General features: G+C 57.2%; 14 protein-coding genes and 1 pseudogene. 7 read left to right on the top strand and 8 right to left on the bottom strand.

Going from position 1 to position 18713, the window contains the following annotated elements:
• Positions 1-131: 131 nt before the first annotated feature.
• Positions 132-1250 (bottom strand): annotated as a pseudogene (locus FY156_08730) (AI-2E family transporter).
• Positions 1251-1490: 240 nt separating this feature from the next.
• On the opposite strand from FY156_08730, the gene FY156_08725 reads away from it, so the two are divergent.
• Positions 1491-3218 (top strand): ABC transporter ATP-binding protein, encoded by a 1728-nt coding sequence (locus FY156_08725; GenBank protein UXS01549.1) that lies wholly within the window; start codon positions 1491-1493, stop codon positions 3216-3218.
• A gap of 59 nt (positions 3219-3277) precedes the next feature.
• On the opposite strand, the gene FY156_08720 is transcribed toward FY156_08725, so the two are convergent.
• On the bottom strand, positions 3278-3898 hold the full coding sequence (locus tag FY156_08720; GenBank protein UXS01548.1) for a response regulator transcription factor: 621 nt from the start codon (positions 3896-3898) through the stop codon (positions 3278-3280).
• The gene (locus tag FY156_08715) at positions 3888-5789 is read right to left on the bottom strand and encodes a PAS domain S-box protein (protein UXS03091.1); all 1902 of its coding nucleotides are present in this window, start codon (positions 5787-5789) and stop codon (positions 3888-3890) included. The genes FY156_08720 and FY156_08715 overlap by 11 nt, the downstream gene beginning before the upstream one ends.
• Before the next feature lie 284 nt (positions 5790-6073).
• Between FY156_08715 and FY156_08710 the strand changes: the two genes are divergently transcribed.
• From FY156_08710 to FY156_08685, 6 genes are all read left to right on the top strand, one after another.
• Positions 6074-6790, top strand: a complete 717-nt coding sequence (locus tag FY156_08710; GenBank protein ID UXS01547.1) for an alpha/beta hydrolase — start codon at positions 6074-6076, stop codon at positions 6788-6790.
• A gap of 31 nt (positions 6791-6821) precedes the next feature.
• The gene (locus FY156_08705) at positions 6822-7796 is read left to right on the top strand and encodes an MBL fold metallo-hydrolase (GenBank protein UXS01546.1); all 975 of its coding nucleotides are present in this window, start codon (positions 6822-6824) and stop codon (positions 7794-7796) included.
• A 118-nt stretch (positions 7797-7914) separates the two neighbouring features.
• Entirely contained in the window at positions 7915-8538 is a 624-nt protein-coding gene (locus tag FY156_08700; GenBank protein UXS01545.1) for a pyridoxamine 5-phosphate oxidase, read from the top strand.
• Complete coding sequence (locus tag FY156_08695) at positions 8535-9008, top strand: nuclear transport factor 2 family protein (GenBank protein UXS01544.1); 474 nt, start codon at positions 8535-8537, stop codon at positions 9006-9008. Before FY156_08700 ends, FY156_08695 begins: the two co-directional genes overlap by 4 nt.
• Before the next feature lie 61 nt (positions 9009-9069).
• Entirely contained in the window at positions 9070-9879 is an 810-nt protein-coding gene (locus FY156_08690) for a GNAT family N-acetyltransferase (protein ID UXS01543.1), read from the top strand.
• A gap of 489 nt (positions 9880-10368) precedes the next feature.
• Positions 10369-12270, top strand: a complete 1902-nt coding sequence (locus FY156_08685; GenBank protein UXS01542.1) for a diguanylate cyclase — start codon at positions 10369-10371, stop codon at positions 12268-12270.
• Positions 12271-12330: 60 nt separating this feature from the next.
• On the opposite strand, the gene FY156_08680 is transcribed toward FY156_08685, so the two are convergent.
• The 5 genes from FY156_08680 to FY156_08660 all read right to left on the bottom strand — a co-directional run bounded on the left by FY156_08680 (position 12331) and on the right by FY156_08660 (position 18060).
• Positions 12331-12558: a hypothetical protein gene (locus tag FY156_08680; GenBank protein UXS01541.1), complete on the bottom strand. Its 228-nt coding sequence runs from the start codon at positions 12556-12558 to the stop codon at positions 12331-12333.
• 90 nt (positions 12559-12648) lie between these two features.
• Complete coding sequence (locus FY156_08675; GenBank protein UXS03090.1) at positions 12649-13395, bottom strand: hypothetical protein; 747 nt, start codon at positions 13393-13395, stop codon at positions 12649-12651.
• Between the two features lie 31 nt (positions 13396-13426).
• Entirely contained in the window at positions 13427-13759 is a 333-nt protein-coding gene (locus FY156_08670; GenBank protein ID UXS03089.1) for a helix-turn-helix domain-containing protein, read from the bottom strand.
• Positions 13749-14027, bottom strand: a complete 279-nt coding sequence (locus FY156_08665) for a BrnT family toxin (protein UXS01540.1) — start codon at positions 14025-14027, stop codon at positions 13749-13751. Before FY156_08665 ends, FY156_08670 begins: the two co-directional genes overlap by 11 nt.
• A gap of 223 nt (positions 14028-14250) precedes the next feature.
• On the bottom strand, positions 14251-18060 hold the full coding sequence (locus tag FY156_08660; protein ID UXS01539.1) for a vitamin B12-dependent ribonucleotide reductase: 3810 nt from the start codon (positions 18058-18060) through the stop codon (positions 14251-14253).
• Positions 18061-18713 lie beyond the last annotated feature (653 nt).

Below are 18713 nucleotides of genomic sequence, written 5' to 3'. Positions count from 1 at the left end.
TCGCATCCGCCGGTCGTCGATTGTCAGGATGCGGCCTTTCGCAGCGGCGAGGATTCCTTTTCTGTCGCGGCGGGGCGTGTGTCGTCCTCCGTTTCGACCGGGACAGAAAGGGCATCGCCTGCCGGGGCTGCGGAGAGTTCGACTTCACGCACCCATTCGCGCCAGATGGCGACAAGGAGGGCCATCAGCACCGGGCCGATGAACAGGCCGAGGAAGCCCATCGTCTTCACGCCGCCGACGAGGCCGAAGAAGGTCGGCAGGAAAGGCAGCTTGATTGGACCGCCGACGAGTTTCGGACGGATCGTCTTGTCGACGATGAAGAGCTCGACCGAACCCCAGACGAACAGGGCAAGACCGTGAGCGGGCGAGCCGCTGGCGACGAGATAAATCGAAACGAGCGTGAAGGAGAGCGGTGCGCCGCCCGGAATGAGCGCCATGACGCCAGTGAGAACACCGAGTGTCACCGGCGAAGGTACGCCTGCAATCCAGTAGGCGATACCGAGAATGATGCCTTCACCGATGGCGATCAGCGTCATGCCCGTGACGGTTGAGCTGATGGTGGCAGGCACGACGCGGGAAATGCGCTCCCAGCGCGTTGGCAGGATGCGCTCGCCGACGAGATCGACCTGGCGGGAAAAGCCCGCGCCATTGCGGTAGACGAAAAACAGCGCAATCAGCATGAACAGCAGGGTCAGCATCAGATGGAACGCGCCGTTGCCGGCTGCGAGAATGGCGCGATAGATGTTGCCGATATTGGCGCCGCTGACGAGCTGAATGACTTCACCGATGGCACCAGGGGTGCCGACATATCTGACCCATTGTTCGCCGAACCAGGGGCCGACGGCAGGCAGGGCGGCAATCCAGTCCGGAACCGGTGCGCCTGTCTTGTTGACCTCGACGGCCCAGCCGAACCATTCGCGGATTTCACTTGCCGTATAGGAGGCGGCGATAAAAATCGGAACGACGAGGAAGGCGATGATGAGAACGATGGCGACGGTGGCGCCAAGAGTGGTGTTGCCCCCCACATGCCTCAGAAGCCGTGTGTAGACCGGCCAGCTCGCAAAGCCGATGACGAGGGCGGCTAAAACCGGAACGAGAAAACCGTGAAAGAAATAGATTCCGGCCAGGACGATCAGGACAAGCAGCCAGCGTGCCGCCGAAATCGGCGGTATCATCGCAATCCGCGTTGGGCTGGCAGGGCCAAGCCATCTCGGTTCGCCACTCGGCTTACGACTTTCAATGTTACTCACGGCAGGCTTCTTTCTCGCATTCTCCCCCACCAGGCTCCCGTGGGGCGCGTTCACTCTGTCACACGGATACATATAAGTGCAATATGACCCGTTCACATTACCGTTGTGTGTTTATCGCCTAGTCTATTGAACGATTTTGGTAAAAATAGAACATCGGCCTTGGCGGGCGCGCAGAAATATGACAATTGAACTCCGTTTTTATCGCGGTTCGCCTGCCGCCATGTATCCCCAGGTTGTCCCATGCTACGCCGTTTCTTTGCTTATTATCGCCCTTACAGGGGTCTGTTCATCCTCGATTTCTCGTGCGCGGTTCTGTCCGGCGTACTCGAACTCGGCTTTCCGATGGCCGTGAAAGCGTTCGTCGACGTGCTTTTGCCGGGCGGCGAATGGGGGATCATCATTGCGGCATCGATCGGCCTGCTGATGATCTACGTGCTGAACACCGGCCTGATGGCGACGGTCACCTACTGGGGACACATGCTCGGCATCAATATCGAAACCGATATGCGCCGGCTTGCCTTCGATCATCTGCAAAAACTGTCCTTCCGTTACTTCGATAACCAGAAGACCGGCCATCTCGTCGGGCGCCTGACGAAAGATCTGGAAGAAATCGGCGAGGTGGCGCATCACGGTCCGGAAGACCTGTTCATCGCCATCATGACCTTTATCGGCGCGTTCCTGCTGATGCTGTCGGTCAATGTGCCGCTGGCGCTGATCACGGCTGCCGTGGTGCCTGTAACGGCCTGGGTGACCAGTCGTTACGGTGGTCGCATGACCAACAACTTCCGTCAGCTTTACGGCCGGATCGGTGCCTTCAACGCCCGTATCGAGGAAAATGTCGGCGGCATGCGTGTGGTTCAGGCTTTTGCCAACGAAGATCACGAGCGCGCGCTGTTCGAGAAGGACAACCAGAAATACCGCCAGACGAAGCTCAATGCTTACAAGATCATGGCGGCCAGCACCTCGCTCAGCTACATGAGCATGCGTCTGACGCAGATGATCGTGATGATCTGCGGCGCCTATTTCGTGCTGAACGGCAGCCTGACAGAAGGCGGTTTTGTCGGATTCCTGCTTCTGGTCGGCGTGTTCTTCCGCCCGGTCGAAAAGATCAACTCGGTCATCGAAACCTATCCCAAGGGCATTGCCGGTTTCCGCCGCTTTACCGAGCTGATGGATACGGCCCCCGATATCGTCGATGCGCCCGGTGCAGTCGAAGCTCCGGCATTCCGCGGCGCGATCGAATATCGCGGCGTCGATTTCGCCTATGCTGAAGGCAAGCAGGTTCTGCGCAATATCGACCTGAAGATCAGGGCCGGCGAAACGGTTGCCTTTGTTGGTCCGTCCGGCGCCGGCAAGACCACGCTCTGCTCGCTGCTGCCGCGCTTTTACGATGTTACCGGTGGTGCGATCACCATCGATGGCATCGACATTCGCGAGATGAAGCTTGCTTCGCTGCGCGCCCAGATTGGTATCGTGCAGCAGGATGTTTTCCTGTTTGGTGGCTCGATCCGCGAGAACATCGAATATGGCCGCCTCGGTGCGTCTGATGCCGATATCATGGATGCGGCGCGTCGTGCGCGGCTTGATGGCGTGATCGAGGCGATGCCGAACGGTCTCGACACCATCATCGGCGAACGTGGCGTCAAGTTGTCAGGTGGTCAGAAGCAGCGTCTTGCCATTGCCCGCATGTTCCTGAAAAATCCGCCGATCCTCATCCTCGACGAGGCGACCTCGGCGCTCGATACCGAAACGGAACGGGCAATCCAGCAATCGCTGACGGAACTGGCCAAGGGCCGCACGACGCTCGTCATCGCTCACCGTCTGGCAACGATCCGCGATGCCTCGCGCATTGTGGTGGTGGATCAGACCGGCATTGCCGAGACCGGCGATCACGCCGAACTCCTTGCCGCGAAAGGCCACTACAGCCGTCTGCACGACGCCCAGTTCGGCGCACATCTTCCGGCCTGACAGGACTTTTTTGACCTGACAAGACTTCGGCGTTTTTCGCCGAGGTCATCGGATCTGAATTACAGAAGGACGTCGGAAATCTTGACCAGATGAGCGACCGACGTTGCCTTCATCTTCCGCATCATGTGGCCCCTGTGAAGCTTTACCGTCGGCTCTGCAAGCTGTAGCTCTGCCGCAATCTGCTTGTTCAGTTTACCTGTGATAACCAGTTTCATGATCTGTCGTTCACGGTCGGTCAGGGTGAGGTATCTCGCTTGACTGCTGGCTCTCGCGGTTCTTTCCTCTCGGCGGGCGGCATCATTGGCGATCGCACGGTTGACGGCTTCCAACAGATCCTGCTCACGGACCGGCTTGCTGAGAACGTCGATTGCCCCCGCCTTCATTGCGCGAACCGCCATGGGCACATCGACATGAGCGCTAATCAAGACGACGGAACGAGGAAAATCGCTTTTCGCCAACGCCTCCTGAAACTCCAGTCCGCCTTGGCCGGGAAGGCGGATGTCGAGGACGATACATCCGGCCTTTTCGGGATCGTCTGCAGCCAGGAACTCCTTGACGGAACCGTGGGTCTCGGCGCTAAGCCCAACGGACTCAAAAAGTCCCTTTAGCGCTTCACGGACACCATGATCGTCGTCGATGACGACGATGGTGGGCTGCCTATTCTTCCTTTCATCGATCAACGGCTATTTCCTTAAAGCTAGACAGCGTGAAGGTGAATGAGCTTCCACCGGCATGACTCGTCGCCCAAATGCGTCCTCCATGAGCCTCGACAATGGAGCGGCAGATGGGCAGGCCCATCCCTATCCCGTCAGACTTCGTGGTATAGAAGGGCTCGAATACTTGGTCGAGCTGTTCAGGTGGTATTCCTCGTCCGGAATCCGAAACGCTGACCTCGACTTTGCCCTCTGGATACTCGGTGCATCTGATCGTCATCACTGCTTCATGGTCACGAGGCGTTGCTTCAGCGCTGTTCATTATCAGATTGAGCAGGACCTGCTGAAGCTGTGTACGGTCACCGAGAACTTCGACGGGCTCAGGGGGCAATTCTGCTATGACCTCCAGACCGCGCGAGCGTAGTTCTCCATGAAGCAGATCCAGAACATCTTTAAGCGAATGACTGAAATCCGTCCGTTGCATGCGAGTAGGCGTTTTCTGCGCCATGGAGCGAATGCTCGTGACGATTTCGCCGGCGCGATGGCCATCATGAACGATCCGCCCGGCGGCCAAACGCGCCTGCTCGACGTCCGTATGTCCCTCCTGCAACCACCGCAGACAGGTCCCAGCATTGGTCACGATCGCCATAAGGGGTTGATTGATCTCATGGGCAATGGAGACTGCAAGTTCGCCGATCGTCGTCATTCGGGTGACTTGGGCGAGTTGGGCCTGGCTTTGGCGCAGTGATTCTTCGGCGCGCTTGCGGTCTTCGATATCGACCACAATTCCGTACCACCGCACGACATTTCCCTCCGGGTCGAGGAGTGGGCTCTGCTGAAGATTGAACCACCTGTATTCGCCATCGAACCGTCTTATCCGTGCATCGACCGGATTTGGCTGTTTGGTCGCAACGATTTCCTCCCAACTCTCACGCATCCGTTCAACGTCCTCGGGATGGAACATGCGATAGAAGCCGAATCCGACAATCTCTTCGATCGGGAGGCCCACATAGTTGGTGAGATGCTGGTTCCAGTATTCGAGCTGCCCGTCGGGCGTGCATGACCAGGCCATGGCAGGGATCGTGTTGATGATGAGTTTCAGCTTGTGTTCGCTCTCCCTCAGCGCCGCTTCACTCTCTCTGAGAGCGAACTCGGCTCGCTGGAGGTTTTCGATGTCGATATTGACGCCAAACCAGCGTACGACGCCATTTGCATCCGTGAGCTTCCGCCCGGAAAAATAGAACCAGCGATACTGCCCATCCGCACCACGAATGCGGCCTCTCAGCCGAGTGTAATCTGAATGCTCGAGGTCTCTCTTCCATATCTCGACCATTTCAGGGATATCGTCCGGATGGTAGAGGTCGAGAAAGCCCCATTCGAGAATCTGGTCGGCTGGCAATCCGGCGTAATCGAGCCAGCTCTGGTTCACGAAATCGGCGCTTCCATCCGGGCGTGCTGACCATACCAGCACAGGGAGCGAATTGATGATGAGCCTGAGGTTCTCTTCACTTGCCGCAAGTGCCGATTTTGCCTCTTTGAGCGCGTCTTCGGCGCTTTTGCGATCTTCGATATCAAGAACAACGCCGTACCATTTGACGACATTGCCTTCAGGATCGAGCCGGGGCTTTTGCCGAAGGCTGCACCAGCGATAAACGCCATCGGCGCGCCGAATTCGGCCTTCGACTTCTCGTCCCGCCTTGGAGGCCATGATGCTTCGCCATTCCGATCCTAAATGATCGACGTCATCTGGATGAAAAATCCGGTAGAAATTTTCGCCTGCAATTTCGGCAAGTGGCATGCCGATGTATTCCAGAAAATGCTGATTGGCGAAGTCGAGCATTCCATCGGACGTTGTCGCCCATGCCATTGCCGGAATGAAGTCAATGATCGCGTCGAAGTCCTGATTCTCCAAGTCTATTCCCTTCAGCGCATGGCGTTCCAGCATGGAACTCAAATCTACGCCCTTTCGCGCCTCCGCGTTAGGCAAGATTGATAGACGATGGTCTATTTTCGCAGTGCCTTCGTCTAGTTGCATGCGACCTAGATCGCAATTGTGAGGCGACCTGAACCAACCTACACATTGACCGGAAATAACGTCTGAGCGTCGACGCATGAAATATGCGCGCCGACGCCGCCTTCGACACTGATCAAGCAATTTTCGGAATGACGAGCCCTTTTGACACAACCGGGTAGGTTAAGCTCATGACCCTTACCGTTGGAGATACCAGCGACAAATCCATCACAGTCGTTCTCGTGCACGGAGCATTTGTCGATGCGTCCGGATGGCGCCAGGTTTTTGAGATCCTTTCGCGTGAGGGCTACGAAGTTCTTGTCGTTCAGAACTCTGCTGTCAGTTTGAGCGCTGATGTCGAGCGCACGCGGCAGGTGATCGCTGATGCGTCCAATCCGGTTGTTCTCGTCGGTCATTCCTATGGTGGAGCCGTGATCACTGAAGCCGGAACCGATGAAAAGGTAGTGTGCCTGGTTTATCTGGCTGCCTTCGTGCCGGAGATCGGGGAGTCGGTATTCGATCTGGCCTCGCAGGCGGCTCATGGGGCGGAGAAAGCTCCCCTCTTGCCGCCGACTGATGGATTTATCCGGGTGGACAGCGCGAAGTTTCCTGCCGCCTTTGCCGCGGATGTTGAACCCGCTCTGACGCATTTTATGGCCGTCGCCCAGCGACCTTGGGGGCTGGAGGCGGTGCAGGGAAAAATCAGTGCAACGGCTTGGAAAAACAAGCCTTCCTATTACCTGCTCGCCACCGACGATCGAATGATCCCCCCTGAAGCGCAGGGGAAGATGGCCGTGCGGGCAGGTGCGAAAATAGTGGAAGTGCGCAGCAGTCATGCGGTGATGCTGTCGCAGCCTGAAAAGGTCGCAGCCCTAATAACAACCGCGGCTGAAAACCAAGCAACTTAGAACATCATCGTCTGAAACGGAGCAAGACGCCATGCCTCAACTTTCACGCCGTGCCTTCGCCAGCGCTCTTCCTCTTGGCCTTCTAGGCGGTGGGCTGATCGGCAGCGCATTGCCAGGCCTCGTTGCAGCGCAGGAACCCGCAAAGGCGCTGGCCAGCGTCACGCCGCTGGCGCAGATCCGCATCGGTCGCTTTACGGTGACAGCACTGACCGACGGTTATGCCGACATGCCATACAACTTCTTTCCCGGCCGCAGCCCGGCCGATGTGGAGCAGGCAGCCGTCGCCCAGTCTACCGCCCGGCCAAGCGGCGTGCGGTTCCTGTTCAACCAGTATCTGATCGATGATGGCCAACGCCGCATCCTGATCGATGCCGGGGCGGCAGGTTCGATCGGCGAGACCGGCAAGTTGCCGCAGGCGCTTGCCACGCTTGGCCTGAAGCTCGACCAGATCGACGCCGTGATCGTCACGCATATGCACCAGGACCACATGGGCGGTCTGATTGCCGGCGGCAAGAACAATTATCCGAAGGCCGAGCTTTATATCGATCGCCGCGACGTCAAGCACTGGACCGACCCGGCCAAGCGCGCCGGTGCACCGGATTACCTGCAGACCAGCTTCCAGATGGCGGATGAGGTGGTGCGCCTTTACCCCAGGCTGCAGGCGATTGACGGCGAACGTGAAATCGTCCCCGGCGTGTCGATCGTTGACCTGACAGGCCATACGCCCGGCCATATCGGCGTACGGGTGGAAGACGGCGGCAAGAGCATGATCATGGTGTCGGACATGATTTTCCCGGTGGTGCATCCCGCTGCCACGGACGTGTTCTTCCTGTTCGAGCAGGATCGTGACGCCGCGAAGGCGATGCGCGACCGGTTTTTCCCGCGTGCTGCCGCCGAAGGTGCACTGATTGCTGCCACGCACATGCCTTTCCCGGGGCTCGGTCGCATCGTTTCCGACCGTGGGCAGACCCGTTGGGAAGTGGCAGACTGGGCCTTGCAGGATTAAGGTAAGCGCGCGGTTTGCGGGGTGAAATTTGTCGGCAACTGGTTTCGGCAGATAGAGGCAGGCCCGGGCTTGCGACGTCAGACGACAATACAGGCTCGACCGAGCAGGGAGATCAGATATGCCATATCATTTCCTTGAGGTTGCCGTGACGCCGAGCGTCAGAGCGGCTCAGGCGGACATGGGCGTGGACCAGATCTGGCTGGGCACGCACAACCGCCCGTCGGACGCGTTCACAGACGACGAGATCGCCTTCATTGCCTCACTTGACAGCTTTTACATGGCGTCGGTCTCCGAAACGGGTTGGCCATATGTTCAGCATCGTGGAGGAAAAATCGGCTTCCTCAAGGTGATCGACCGGCAGACAATGGCCTTCGCTGACTATCGGGGTAATCGTCAATACATCAGTGCCGGCAACCTTGCCGCCAACGATCGTGCCTGCCTGTTCCTGATGGATTATGTGCGGCGAGCCCGGCTCAAAATCTATGTGCATGTAGAGCGGCTGGCGCTTGATGCCGATCCGGAACTCACGGAATTGGTGTCCGACCAAACCTACAAGGGGAGGCCGGAACGGGTATTCAAGCTGCGGCTCGAGGCTTTTGACTGGAATTGCCCGCAGCATATAACGCCGCGCTACACGGAACAGCAGGTTGAGCAGGCAGTCGCTCCACTTCGTGAGCGGCTGCAGCGATTGGAAATCGAGAACGCGAACTTACGTGCACGGTTGGAGAACCCAGAGAGATGATCGACGCTGAACGACCGCCTTTTCCCCCTTTCACGTTTGAAAGCGCAGTTGAAAAGGTCAGGCTGGCTGAGGATGGCTGGAACAGTCGCGATCCTGCGAGGGTTGCCTTGGCTTACACCAGGGACAGCCAGTGGCGGAACCGTGCCGAGTTTGTCACAGGGAGGGACGCAATCGTCGCATTTCTTTCAGAAAAATGGCGACGTGAGCTCGATTACCGGTTGATCAAGGAACTCTGGGCGTTTGGCGGCAACCGAATAGCTGTCAGATTTGCTTACGAATGGCATGACGACAGTGGGAACTGGTTCCGGTCGTTCGGAAACGAGAACTGGGAATTCGACGATAGTGGCCTGATGCGAAAACGGCATGCCTGCATCAACGACCTGCCCATCAAGGCAGAAGACCGGCGTTTCCAGTGGCCGCTCGGCCGCAGGCCGGATGACCATCCCGGTCTCAGCGAATTCGGTTTTTAGTCGACAATCGTCCACCTTTCTTCATTAGGGTTTCAAGGGGGCGGTGGCTCAGGAGCCAATCTTGAATCCTCAGTTTTCAGAACGCTCATTCCCAACGAAAGAAGACGCCATTGAGGCTGAGGCTTTCCTCAGTCTGCACAGGATCTCGGCTAGGGATCTGCGGCCCGAAGAGCATTTCGACTGCATTGCCATCAGCGGAGGGTGCGCGATCTCCCTGCCACGCGCGCCGGCGATCGGCCTAAATCGGGTGCTGGGACTAGGCGCTGTCGAGGATCTCGATCAAGCATATGGCTGGATGCGACGAAGGGCAGGCAACCGGTTCCTCCAACTGAATATGTATACTGCCTCGGATAAGGTGAAAAACTGGATTCAGGGCAGGGATCTGCATGAACACGGTCCCGGCTGGGCAAAGCTTACCTTCACCGCTGCCCAGCGCTTTCGCGCACCAAGTCCTGTCCGTACCCGAAGGGTGCACGTTCGCGAGGCGTCGCAGTTCGGATCGATGATGTGTAGTGGCTTCAATTTCCCGCCATCCTTGATCCCTCTTTGGTCAGCCATTGTCGGCAAAGAGGGGTGGGGGTGTTTTTTTGCTCTCGATGGCGAAACGCCAATCGGCACCGGCGCCATTTTCACGTTTGGGAACTATGCGTGGTTGGGTGGCGGTACCACACATCCGGAGTTCCGGAACCGCGGCGTTCAAAAGGCGCTTATCCAGGCTCGCACTGATTACGGCATAGCAGAAGGCATTTCGACATTTGTCGTCGAAACAGAAGTGCCCACAGCTGGCAAACCCAATATTTCCTACGAGAACCTCAGGAAAATGGGGTTTGAGCACGCGTACGACCGTAAAAACTTCAAGTTCCAGCAATGATGTTATGGCGGGCCGTTTGTGGAGTTCGCCTATGAAATCTACAGCATTCTTGGCGATGGACGGTCCGCTTCCATGACAGCGCAACTGGGCCCCAAGAGGCAAGTCTTTTGACTGCGCTCAGAATTGCCATGGCAATAGAATGCCTAATGATTCCAAACTGCTATTAAGTGAGGTGCGTCTTTGCGACGTCAATTTGGCTTCGCCTCAAGTCACTGCTTTCATAACTCAGTAGCATACGTTATCCACGATAACTCATAGCTGCCATCGGCCGTGATACCCGCTAGAAAGTCTGTTCTAAGAAATTGTGAGTTCCTTACGTTTGGTTAGCCTCGGACGACCTGGGTAAGCGATTACGAAACTTCCAGTGTTTACAGTTACCTATAGGCGCATCCTCTGGATCATCAGTTATTGTGATCAAGCTGGCCATGAGCTTGCAAACCATGTCGTCATGCCATCTTGGCATTACGGAGCGAAAATGATGGACTATCGATGAGCCTCTGGCATCAACTCCTTCCGAATCTCGCTGTCGTCGCAATCACCACGTCAATCTGGACACTTGGCCATCGGCACGTCGAACAGCTCAGATGGGCAGCACGGACCACCATCTTCAGCGTCGTGATGGCGGGTGGCGTTCTTGCTACCATGGCACTCCCGTTTGAATGGCTGCCTGGGGTGTTGCTCGATGCGCGGTACACTCTGTTGGCGATATCCGCGTATTTCGGGGGTCCCTTTGCAGCCGTGTTGCCATTCGCAACGGCGGTTATCCGGCGACTGTCGATAGGTGGCACAGGCGTTTACACCGCTATTCCGCAGATCGTCGCTGCCTCCGCAGGTGGTGTCGTCCTGCATTACATGTTCAGAAATCACCTTGCGTCCACGCGCGCGACAGCCATCCTTGCTGTTTGGGCCGGTATAAGTGCGACGGCGGGTTTTTACGTTGTCTACCCGGTCGCCAACTGGCCTTCGCTTACACTCGACGCAACCGGGCCGCTGGCGATCATCGTCGCAGGCGCGACCCTTCTGTCGGGGCTCGCCATTGTGCAGGAACATCGCAGGCACGCGGCCACGGTCGAAAACCGTCGCTATCGGCAAGTGATCGAGGCGCTTCCGGATTGCTTGAACGCAAAGGATGAACACGGGCAGTTCCTTCTGGCAAACCCCGCAACGGCGAAGATGATGGGGACCGGGGTCAATGAACTGATCGGCAAAACCGATGCCGACTACTATCCATCCGAAACTGCGAATATGTTTCGCGAACCGGAAGAACTTGTGCTCAGGTCCGGTCGTCCGGTCACCGTGGAACAACAGTTCATAGGGCTGAACGGGTCGGAGACGTGGCTTTCGACACTCAAGGCGCCACTTCTCGACGTGAGCGGCAATATCATTGGCATCGTTACGCACAATCGTGAGATCACGGATCGGAAACGGCTCGAACAGAGGCTCGCACGCACGCAAACGACCCTAATCGACGCTATTGAAAGCATGGCAGACGGTTTGGCGATGTTTGACGGGAGCGGAATTCTTGTCCTCCACAATCGTCGATATCACGAGCTTTTTCCTTTGACTGCGGATGTTCGGGTGCCTGGCAAGTGTCTCAGGGAAATCATTCGGGCATCACTTGAGCGCGGCGAAGAGCCTGAGGCTGTCGGAAACATTTCTGATCTTGTCGAACGTACTGCCGACGTACTGATGCGCAATGGCGACCGCATCGTGAAACTCGCTGACGGTCGATGGATAGAGGCGAATTCACGCACTACCGAGGGCGGTGGCGTGATGATCGTGTATTCGGACGTTACGGTAAACCGCGACCGTGAGAACCGCCTGAGGGATCTGAATGAAAGACTGACCGCACTGGCGAGCACCGACAGTTTGACAGGGCTGGTCAACCGCCGCGCCTTCGATGACGCCATGCGCTCGGCAGTGTCGCACGCGGTGGCCAAGGTTGTGCCTCTTTCCGTGCTGATGATCGACGTTGATCATTTCAAAGCTTACAACGATGGCTACGGACACGTTGCCGGTGATGAGTGCCTCCAACAAGTCGCTGCGGCGTTGTCCCGTGTTTTCTTGCCGTTCGAAGGTGCGGTGACTGCCAGATACGGCGGTGAGGAGTTTGCCGTTATATTGCCACGTGCTCTCCCGCAGGAAGCGATAGCGATGGGCGCAATGGCCGTGGCCGCCGTTCGGGCTCAGGCAATCGAACACCATTTCAGCGAGAAGGGCGTCGTTACCATCAGCATCGGCATTGCGACGGATCGCGGCTCATCGGAAAAACCAGCCGAACTACTAAAGTGCGCCGACGCAGCACTTTATGCCGCCAAGGCCGCCGGCAGGGACTGCGCGAGGACTGAAGAAAAGCTATCTCCCATTCTCATCGCCAATGGCGCTATCTGACGACGCTGCGAAAAGCTTTCTGATGGGACATGGTGTGGTGATCAGAGAGGCGCGTCTTGCCTAGCTTCCCTGCTCGATGCGCTGCTCTTCGGCAATGCCGGGGTTCGGTTCCGCCTTGCCGGGGTGGCGGGTCACGAGATAGCCCATCGCAATGGCTGTCGAGAGCACGAATAGCAGAACAAGACCGCTGATTGTCAGCAGCCACTCGCGCGGTTTTCGCTCACTTACCGAAAACGGTGGCCATCGCCCCGGCTCCTGCATCAGCTTCAGTCTATCAAACGGCAACATCATCTACCCCAGACCTCGATCGGTTATCGTCAAGATCAACGCAGCGATGCGCGGGGATGTTCCTTTGATGACAAAGGCTTGATAAGCGCTCTAGCAGCCATTCTCCGCGCGAATTGACTGAATGAAATCTCTTCCGTCACGTTTGACTGTGGTGATCGCTGCTGAGCCGTCGCATGGCCGCTTTCCACTTGTGAAACGATAGCGAACGGAAAAGTGGCTCTCGTCTACCTTGTGGATATCGATCAACGAGATTGGCTCGGACAACGACCCGTAGAAGCTGGACAGAGCCTGCGGGCTGAAGGCGCCTTTCCTTGTTTTCTCTGGCACGACGAATGTTGATGCAAGCTTGCCGTCGCCGGAATGCAGAGCCGCATAGAAAGCCTCAATCGTGGTTGCTGCCGTCCCGTAACTTTCGGTGATGTCGCGGGCGGGGGCGATTGCCTTTACCCAGGCGACAAGAGGCCGATGATGGTGTCCCGTCATTGCCGGCATTGGCTTGATGACGTCAACGAAGACATCGGTATCTCTCAACCGTGCCATGTCCTTCCCGGTCGTTTCGTCGGGAACGAGTTGAACCTCATCAAATGTGCTCTCCGGATCGGCAAAGTCGTCGCCGGTAAGGCAGATCGGCTCATCAAGCTTCAGGATATAGCCCGGTTCCGGCGAGTCACCTTTCTGAACATCCTCGAAATTTGGCGGACCCGCGAAGATACGATGGGTAAGATGGCCGCTCAACGCAGAAGGCTCATTCTTTGAGACGTCGAAGCAGGCTGCATGCGCAAAGGGTGCCCAGAACAATGAAGCCCCGACTACGCAAATTGAAATGTATGGAGTCATCGTCTTAAATGTTGCCAGAGACATGACAGGCTCAAGCCGCACCTTTTCTTAGCGCTGCGGCCGTTCCTTCTGGATCGACAGCAATAACTCTAAGATAAGCTCTGGTCGGCTGATCCGGTTCGCTACGGCCCTGTTCCCAGTCGCGAAGCGTTCCAAGCGGAATATGGTATCGGGCCGAAAACTCTTCTTGTGTCAGCTTCAATGCGCGTCGAATGATTTTTATGCGAGGCATTCTTTTTGCAGTGGTAAACTGTTCTGCGGAGAGAGGACGATTGTCGGGGTCGGCCAGAGCATTAATTTCCGCTTCTTCATCGGTCATTGCGTGAAGACGAGCCCAGTCGGTTTGATCTGTTTTACCACCCATCGTCTTCATATTCCCTACGCTCTGCCCGTGTTGACTTTCGTGCTGAGATGATGCGGACTTTTTCACTGCGCTCCGTGTAAATGACGGTCAGCAGCAATCCATTGCCAAGTCCCACGATACGCCTTCTGATTTCGTGGTACTCCATTGAACGTTCTTCAATATCGACTGCAAACGGATCGTTGAAGACATGCGCCGCAGTTTCAAAGCTGACGCCATGCTTGGCAAGATTGGCGACTGCCTTCTGCTCATCCCACTCGAAATATAACATGCCGAACTACGGGTTTCCAGTAGATTTGAAATGGTGTGCCAAGGGCCGCTGTCCTGCCGACAATGGTGCGTTTGACGCAGCATTTTTGAGCAACCACGAGGACACATGCAGTCCACAGCGATCGCCTACGAAAAATCCCCGCAGCGAGGCAAATCGCTGCGGGGACATATTCACGTCAACGTAAGTTGTTGGGAAGTGGCTTCACCACTTATCCCTGTATTTCTCAAGAGCAACCGCTCGTCGCGCCGCATGTGTCGCACTTCTCGCAGGTGCCGTTGCGCACCATGGTGAAGTTCTGGCACTCGGAGCACATGTTGCCCGTGTAGCCCTGTGCGATGGAGCGCATCCGGCGTTCGTTTTCGACCTTCTTGGCTTCCGTCTTGGCAGATGCGGCGTCGGCTGCTGCCTTGTCGGAGAAGAGGGCTGTTGCTGCCTGTTCGGTTTCGGTTGCCAAAGCTTCTTCGGCAATCTCTTCCGCCAGTTCCTTGGCGCGTTCCTCGTAGTCGCGCTTGAAGGCGACGATTTCGGAAGCCGAGGCTGCGATGACCGGTTCCAGCTTGCGGGCTGCATTGCCGGAAATCGAGGTCACGCTGGCCGAAGCGCGGGCAGGTGCTGCGGTTGCGGAACCTTTAGGCTCGGAAGACGAACGCTCGCTGCCGTTGCTGGAAACCAGCGTCGGCTTGTAACCACGGGTCCAGCCGGTGGAAACGAGGTTGGTCTTGCCTTCCTGGATGCCCTTGCCGAGTGCCGTGTTCGAGAAGTCCGACGTATCGACATGTGCGAGGTCGTGACGGCCGAGGTAGGAAACGGCGAGTTCACGGAACACGTAGTCGAGGATCGACGTGGCGTTCTTGATTGCGTCGTTGCCGATGACCATCCCAGCCGGTTCGAACTTGGTGAAGGTGAAGGCCTCCACATACTCTTCCAGCGGCACGCCGTATTGCAGGCCAAGCGAGATGGCGATGGCGAAGTTGTTCATCATCGCACGGAAAGCAGCGCCTTCCTTGTGCATGTCGATGAAAATCTCACCAATACGGCCATCACCGAATTCGCCGGTGCGCAGGTAGACCTTGTGTCCACCGACAGCAGCCTTCTGGGTGTAACCCTGGCGGCGGTTCGGCAGCTTTTCACGCTCACGGGTCACACGCTCGACAACGCGCTCGATGATCTTTTCCGTGATGGTCACGGCCTGGGCTGCCTGTGGCTGAGCGATCAGCTCTTCCAGTGCATCCTCGTCCTCTTCATCCTCGACCAGCGAGGCATTGAGCGGCTGCGAGAGCTTGGAACCATCGCGGTAAAGTGCGTTGGCCTTCAGCGCCAGTTTCCAGGACAGCATGTAGGCTGCGCCGCAATCTTCAACGGTTGCGTCGTTCGGCATGTTGATCGTCTTGGAGATCGCACCCGAGATGAACGGCTGGGCAGCAGCCATCATGCGGATGTGGGATTCCACCGAGAGATAACGCTTGCCGATCTTGCCGCAGGGGTTGGCGCAATCGAAAACAGGCAGATGTTCGTTCTTGAGGAACGGTGCGCCTTCCAGCGTCATCGCGCCGCAAACGTGCACGTTGGCCGCTTCAATGTCCTTCTTGCCGAAACCGAGATGGTCCAGCAGGTTGAAGGTCATGTCGGACAGCTGCTCGTCGGAAACCTTCAGCGTGTCCTTGAGGAAGTCTGCGCCAAGCGTCCACTGGTTGAAGACGAACTTGATGTCGAAGGCGCTCTTGAGAGCAGCGTTGACAGCTTCGATCTTCTCGTCGGTGAAGCCCTTTGCCTTCAGCGTACCGGGGTTGACGCCCGGAGCCTGGTTCAGGTTGCCGTGGCCAACTGCGTAAGCCTCGATCTCGGCGATCTGGCTTTCGGAGTAACCGAGCGAACGCAGTGCATCGGGAACAGCGCGGTTGATGATCTTGAAATAACCGCCACCGGCAAGCTTCTTGAACTTTACCAGCGCGAAGTCAGGCTCGATGCCGGTCGTGTCGCAATCCATGACGAGGCCGATCGTGCCGGTCGGCGCGATAACGGTGGTCTGGGCGTTGCGGTAGCCGTGCTGTTCGCCAAGCTCGAGTGCCTTGTCCCAGGCAGCGGTTGCATGGGTGATGAGGTCCTGGTCCGGGCAATCAGCGTGGATCAGCGCAACCGGGTTCACCGACAGGCCTTCATAACCGTAAGCCAGGCCCTGCGCTGCACGGCGGTGGTTGCGGATGACGCGCAGCATGTTGTCGCGGTTCGGTGCAAAGCCCGGGAACGGACCAAGCTCACCCGCCATTTCAGCCGAGGTCGCATAGGACACGCCGGTCATGATCGCTGTCAGAGCACCGGCAATCGCGCGGCCCTCGTTGCTGTCATAAGGAATGCCCGACGACATCAGCAGGCCGCCGATGTTGGCGTAGCCGAGGCCGAGTGTGCGGTACTCGTAGGAGAGTTCGGCAATCTGGCGGGACGGGAACTGCGCCATCATGACCGAAACTTCGAGAACGATCGTCCACAGACGAACCGCATGTTCGTAATCGGCAATGTTGATGTTCTTGGTGGCGGCATCCTTGAACTGAATGAGGTTCAGCGAAGCAAGGTTGCAGGCCGTATCGTCGAGGAACATGTATTCCGAGCACGGGTTGGATGCGCGGATCGGGCCGGCAGCCGGGCTGGTGTGCCAGTCGTTCATGGTCGTGTTGAAGTGCAGGCCGGGATCTGCCGATGCCCATGCGGCATGCGAAATCTTTTCCCACAGGTCGCGCGCCTTCAGGGTCTTCATGACCTTGCCGTCGCGGCGTGCCGTCAGGTTCCAGTCGCCGTCGTTTTCGACCGCGCGCAGGAAGTCATCCTTCAGTGACACGGAGTTGTTGGAGTTCTGGCCGGATACCGTGAGGTAGGCTTCGGAATCCCAGTCGGTGTCGTAGGTCTTGAACTGGATGTCCTTGTAACCCTGTTCGGCGAACTGGATGACGCGCTTGATGTAGTTTTCCGGAACCTGATCCTTCTTGGCGGCGCGGATTTCGCGCTTCAGGGCAGGGTTCTTGGTCGGGTCAAAGCAATCGCCATTGTCGGCTTCGCAATTGACGCAGGCCTTCATGATCGCTTTCAGGTGACGGGCGACGATCTTGGAGCCGGTCACGAGAGCCGCAACCTTCTGCTCTTCGTTCACCTTCCAGTCGATGTAGGCTTCGATATCCGGGTGGTCGGCGTCGACAACAACCATCTTTGCGGCGCGGCGGGTCGTGCCGCCAGACTTGATGGCGCCAGCGGCGCGGTCGCCGATCTTGAGGAAGCTCATCAGGCCGGAGGACTTGCCGCCGCCCGAAAGCTTTTCGCCTTCGCCACGCAGGTAAGAGAAGTTGGAGCCGGTGCCGGAACCGTACTTGAACAGGCGCGCTTCACGCACCCACAGGTCCATGATGCCGCCTTCGTTGACCAGATCGTCCTCGACGGACTGGATGAAGCAGGCATGCGGCTGGGGATGTTCGTAAGCGGACTTGGACTTGGTCAGCTTGCCGGTGAAGGGGTCGACATAGAAATGGCCCTGGCCAGGACCGTCGATGCCATAGGCCCAGTGCAGGCCGGTGTTGAACCATTGCGGAGAGTTCGGCGCAACGCGCTGGGTGGCCAGCATGTAGGCAAGCTCATCACGGAAGGCGAGGGCATCTTCTTCGGACGAGAAATATTTGCCCTTCCAGCCCCAATAGGTCCAGGTGCCGGCAAGACGGTCAAAAACCTGACGAGCGTCGGTTTCAGAGCCGTAACGCTCACCTTCCGGAAGATCCTTCATGGCCTTTTCGTCGGCAACCGAACGCCACAGGAAGGATGGAACGTCGTTCTCTTCAACCTTTTTCAGGATCTTCGGAACGCCGGCCTTGCGGAAGTATTTCTGCGCGAGAACGTCGGTCGCAACCTGGCTGAACTGCGCGGGAACGTCGATATCCGCCAGACGGAACACGATGGAACCATCCGGGTTCTTGATTTCACTGACGGCCTTGCGGAAATCGATCTCCGCGTAAGGCGACTGGCCGGGCTTCGTGAAGCGACGTTCAATGCGCATTGGTTCCTGTCCTCGTCCATTGGGCGCCCGCAAAAGGGCGCAAAAGTTCGTTCCAGCGACGCGCAGTCTGCGTGCAGCCGGTTGTTGCCGATATGAATGGGATGTTCATCCGTAGATGTCATCCCTGTATCTCGTGGCGAATTTGGCTGCAAGCGAATTCAGCTACTAAATATAGTATCCACAGCTTGTCAGCGCCAGTCCCCGTATCATGTTTTTGGCGACAAAATCAGCGCGCGAAAACAGCTCGACGTTCCACCCCCTCATGGCCGAAACGCAGGCAAACGCATCAACTGAAACTGGAAAGAACCGATGATCAGGACACCCGATTCCGTTGCCGCCGCAACATGACTGCCACTTTCCCCACACAGCACAGATTCGTCAAGCCATAGATTGAAAGGGTTTTTTAACCACAAGATATTGTGTGCAGGGCCTGTGGAAAACGGGGAAAGGAAAAGCTCTTAGAAAAATCAGTGACTTGGCGCATAAATTTGAAGCTTGCGCGAGGCTGGCTTTCCTAGCGGAATGCTGATTTTGCGGGTTTTGGGGTGCGACATATTCGTGACGCAATCATTTTTTCGGCCTTTTTTGCCGGATTGGAAAAGAACCTTTTCCCCATAAAAAAACCGCCCGTAACAGGCGGTTTTTGCTTGCAT

It is taken from the genome of Agrobacterium tumefaciens (assembly GCA_025559845.1).
Classification (GTDB): domain Bacteria; phylum Pseudomonadota; class Alphaproteobacteria; order Rhizobiales; family Rhizobiaceae; genus Agrobacterium.
Note: the sequence above shows the minus strand (reverse complement) of the source record. Positions and strands in the feature narration are given on the sequence as shown.

Coding starts and splice junctions, on each gene's coding strand:
- FY156_08725 (UXS01549.1), top strand. CDS start 1,491: ATGCTACGCCGTTTCTTTGCTTATTATCGCCCTTACAGGGGTCTGTTC.
- FY156_08710 (UXS01547.1), top strand. CDS start 6,074: ATGACCCTTACCGTTGGAGATACCAGCGACAAATCCATCACAGTCGTT.
- FY156_08705 (UXS01546.1), top strand. CDS start 6,822: ATGCCTCAACTTTCACGCCGTGCCTTCGCCAGCGCTCTTCCTCTTGGC.
- FY156_08700 (UXS01545.1), top strand. CDS start 7,915: ATGCCATATCATTTCCTTGAGGTTGCCGTGACGCCGAGCGTCAGAGCG.
- FY156_08695 (UXS01544.1), top strand. CDS start 8,535: ATGATCGACGCTGAACGACCGCCTTTTCCCCCTTTCACGTTTGAAAGC.
- FY156_08685 (UXS01542.1), top strand. CDS start 10,369: ATGAGCCTCTGGCATCAACTCCTTCCGAATCTCGCTGTCGTCGCAATC.
- FY156_08680 (UXS01541.1), bottom strand. CDS start 12,558: ATGTTGCCGTTTGATAGACTGAAGCTGATGCAGGAGCCGGGGCGATGG.
- FY156_08675 (UXS03090.1), bottom strand. CDS start 13,395: ATGACTCCATACATTTCAATTTGCGTAGTCGGGGCTTCATTGTTCTGG.
- FY156_08670 (UXS03089.1), bottom strand. CDS start 13,759: ATGGGTGGTAAAACAGATCAAACCGACTGGGCTCGTCTTCACGCAATG.
- FY156_08665 (UXS01540.1), bottom strand. CDS start 14,027: ATGTTATATTTCGAGTGGGATGAGCAGAAGGCAGTCGCCAATCTTGCC.
- FY156_08660 (UXS01539.1), bottom strand. CDS start 18,060: ATGCGCATTGAACGTCGCTTCACGAAGCCCGGCCAGTCGCCTTACGCG.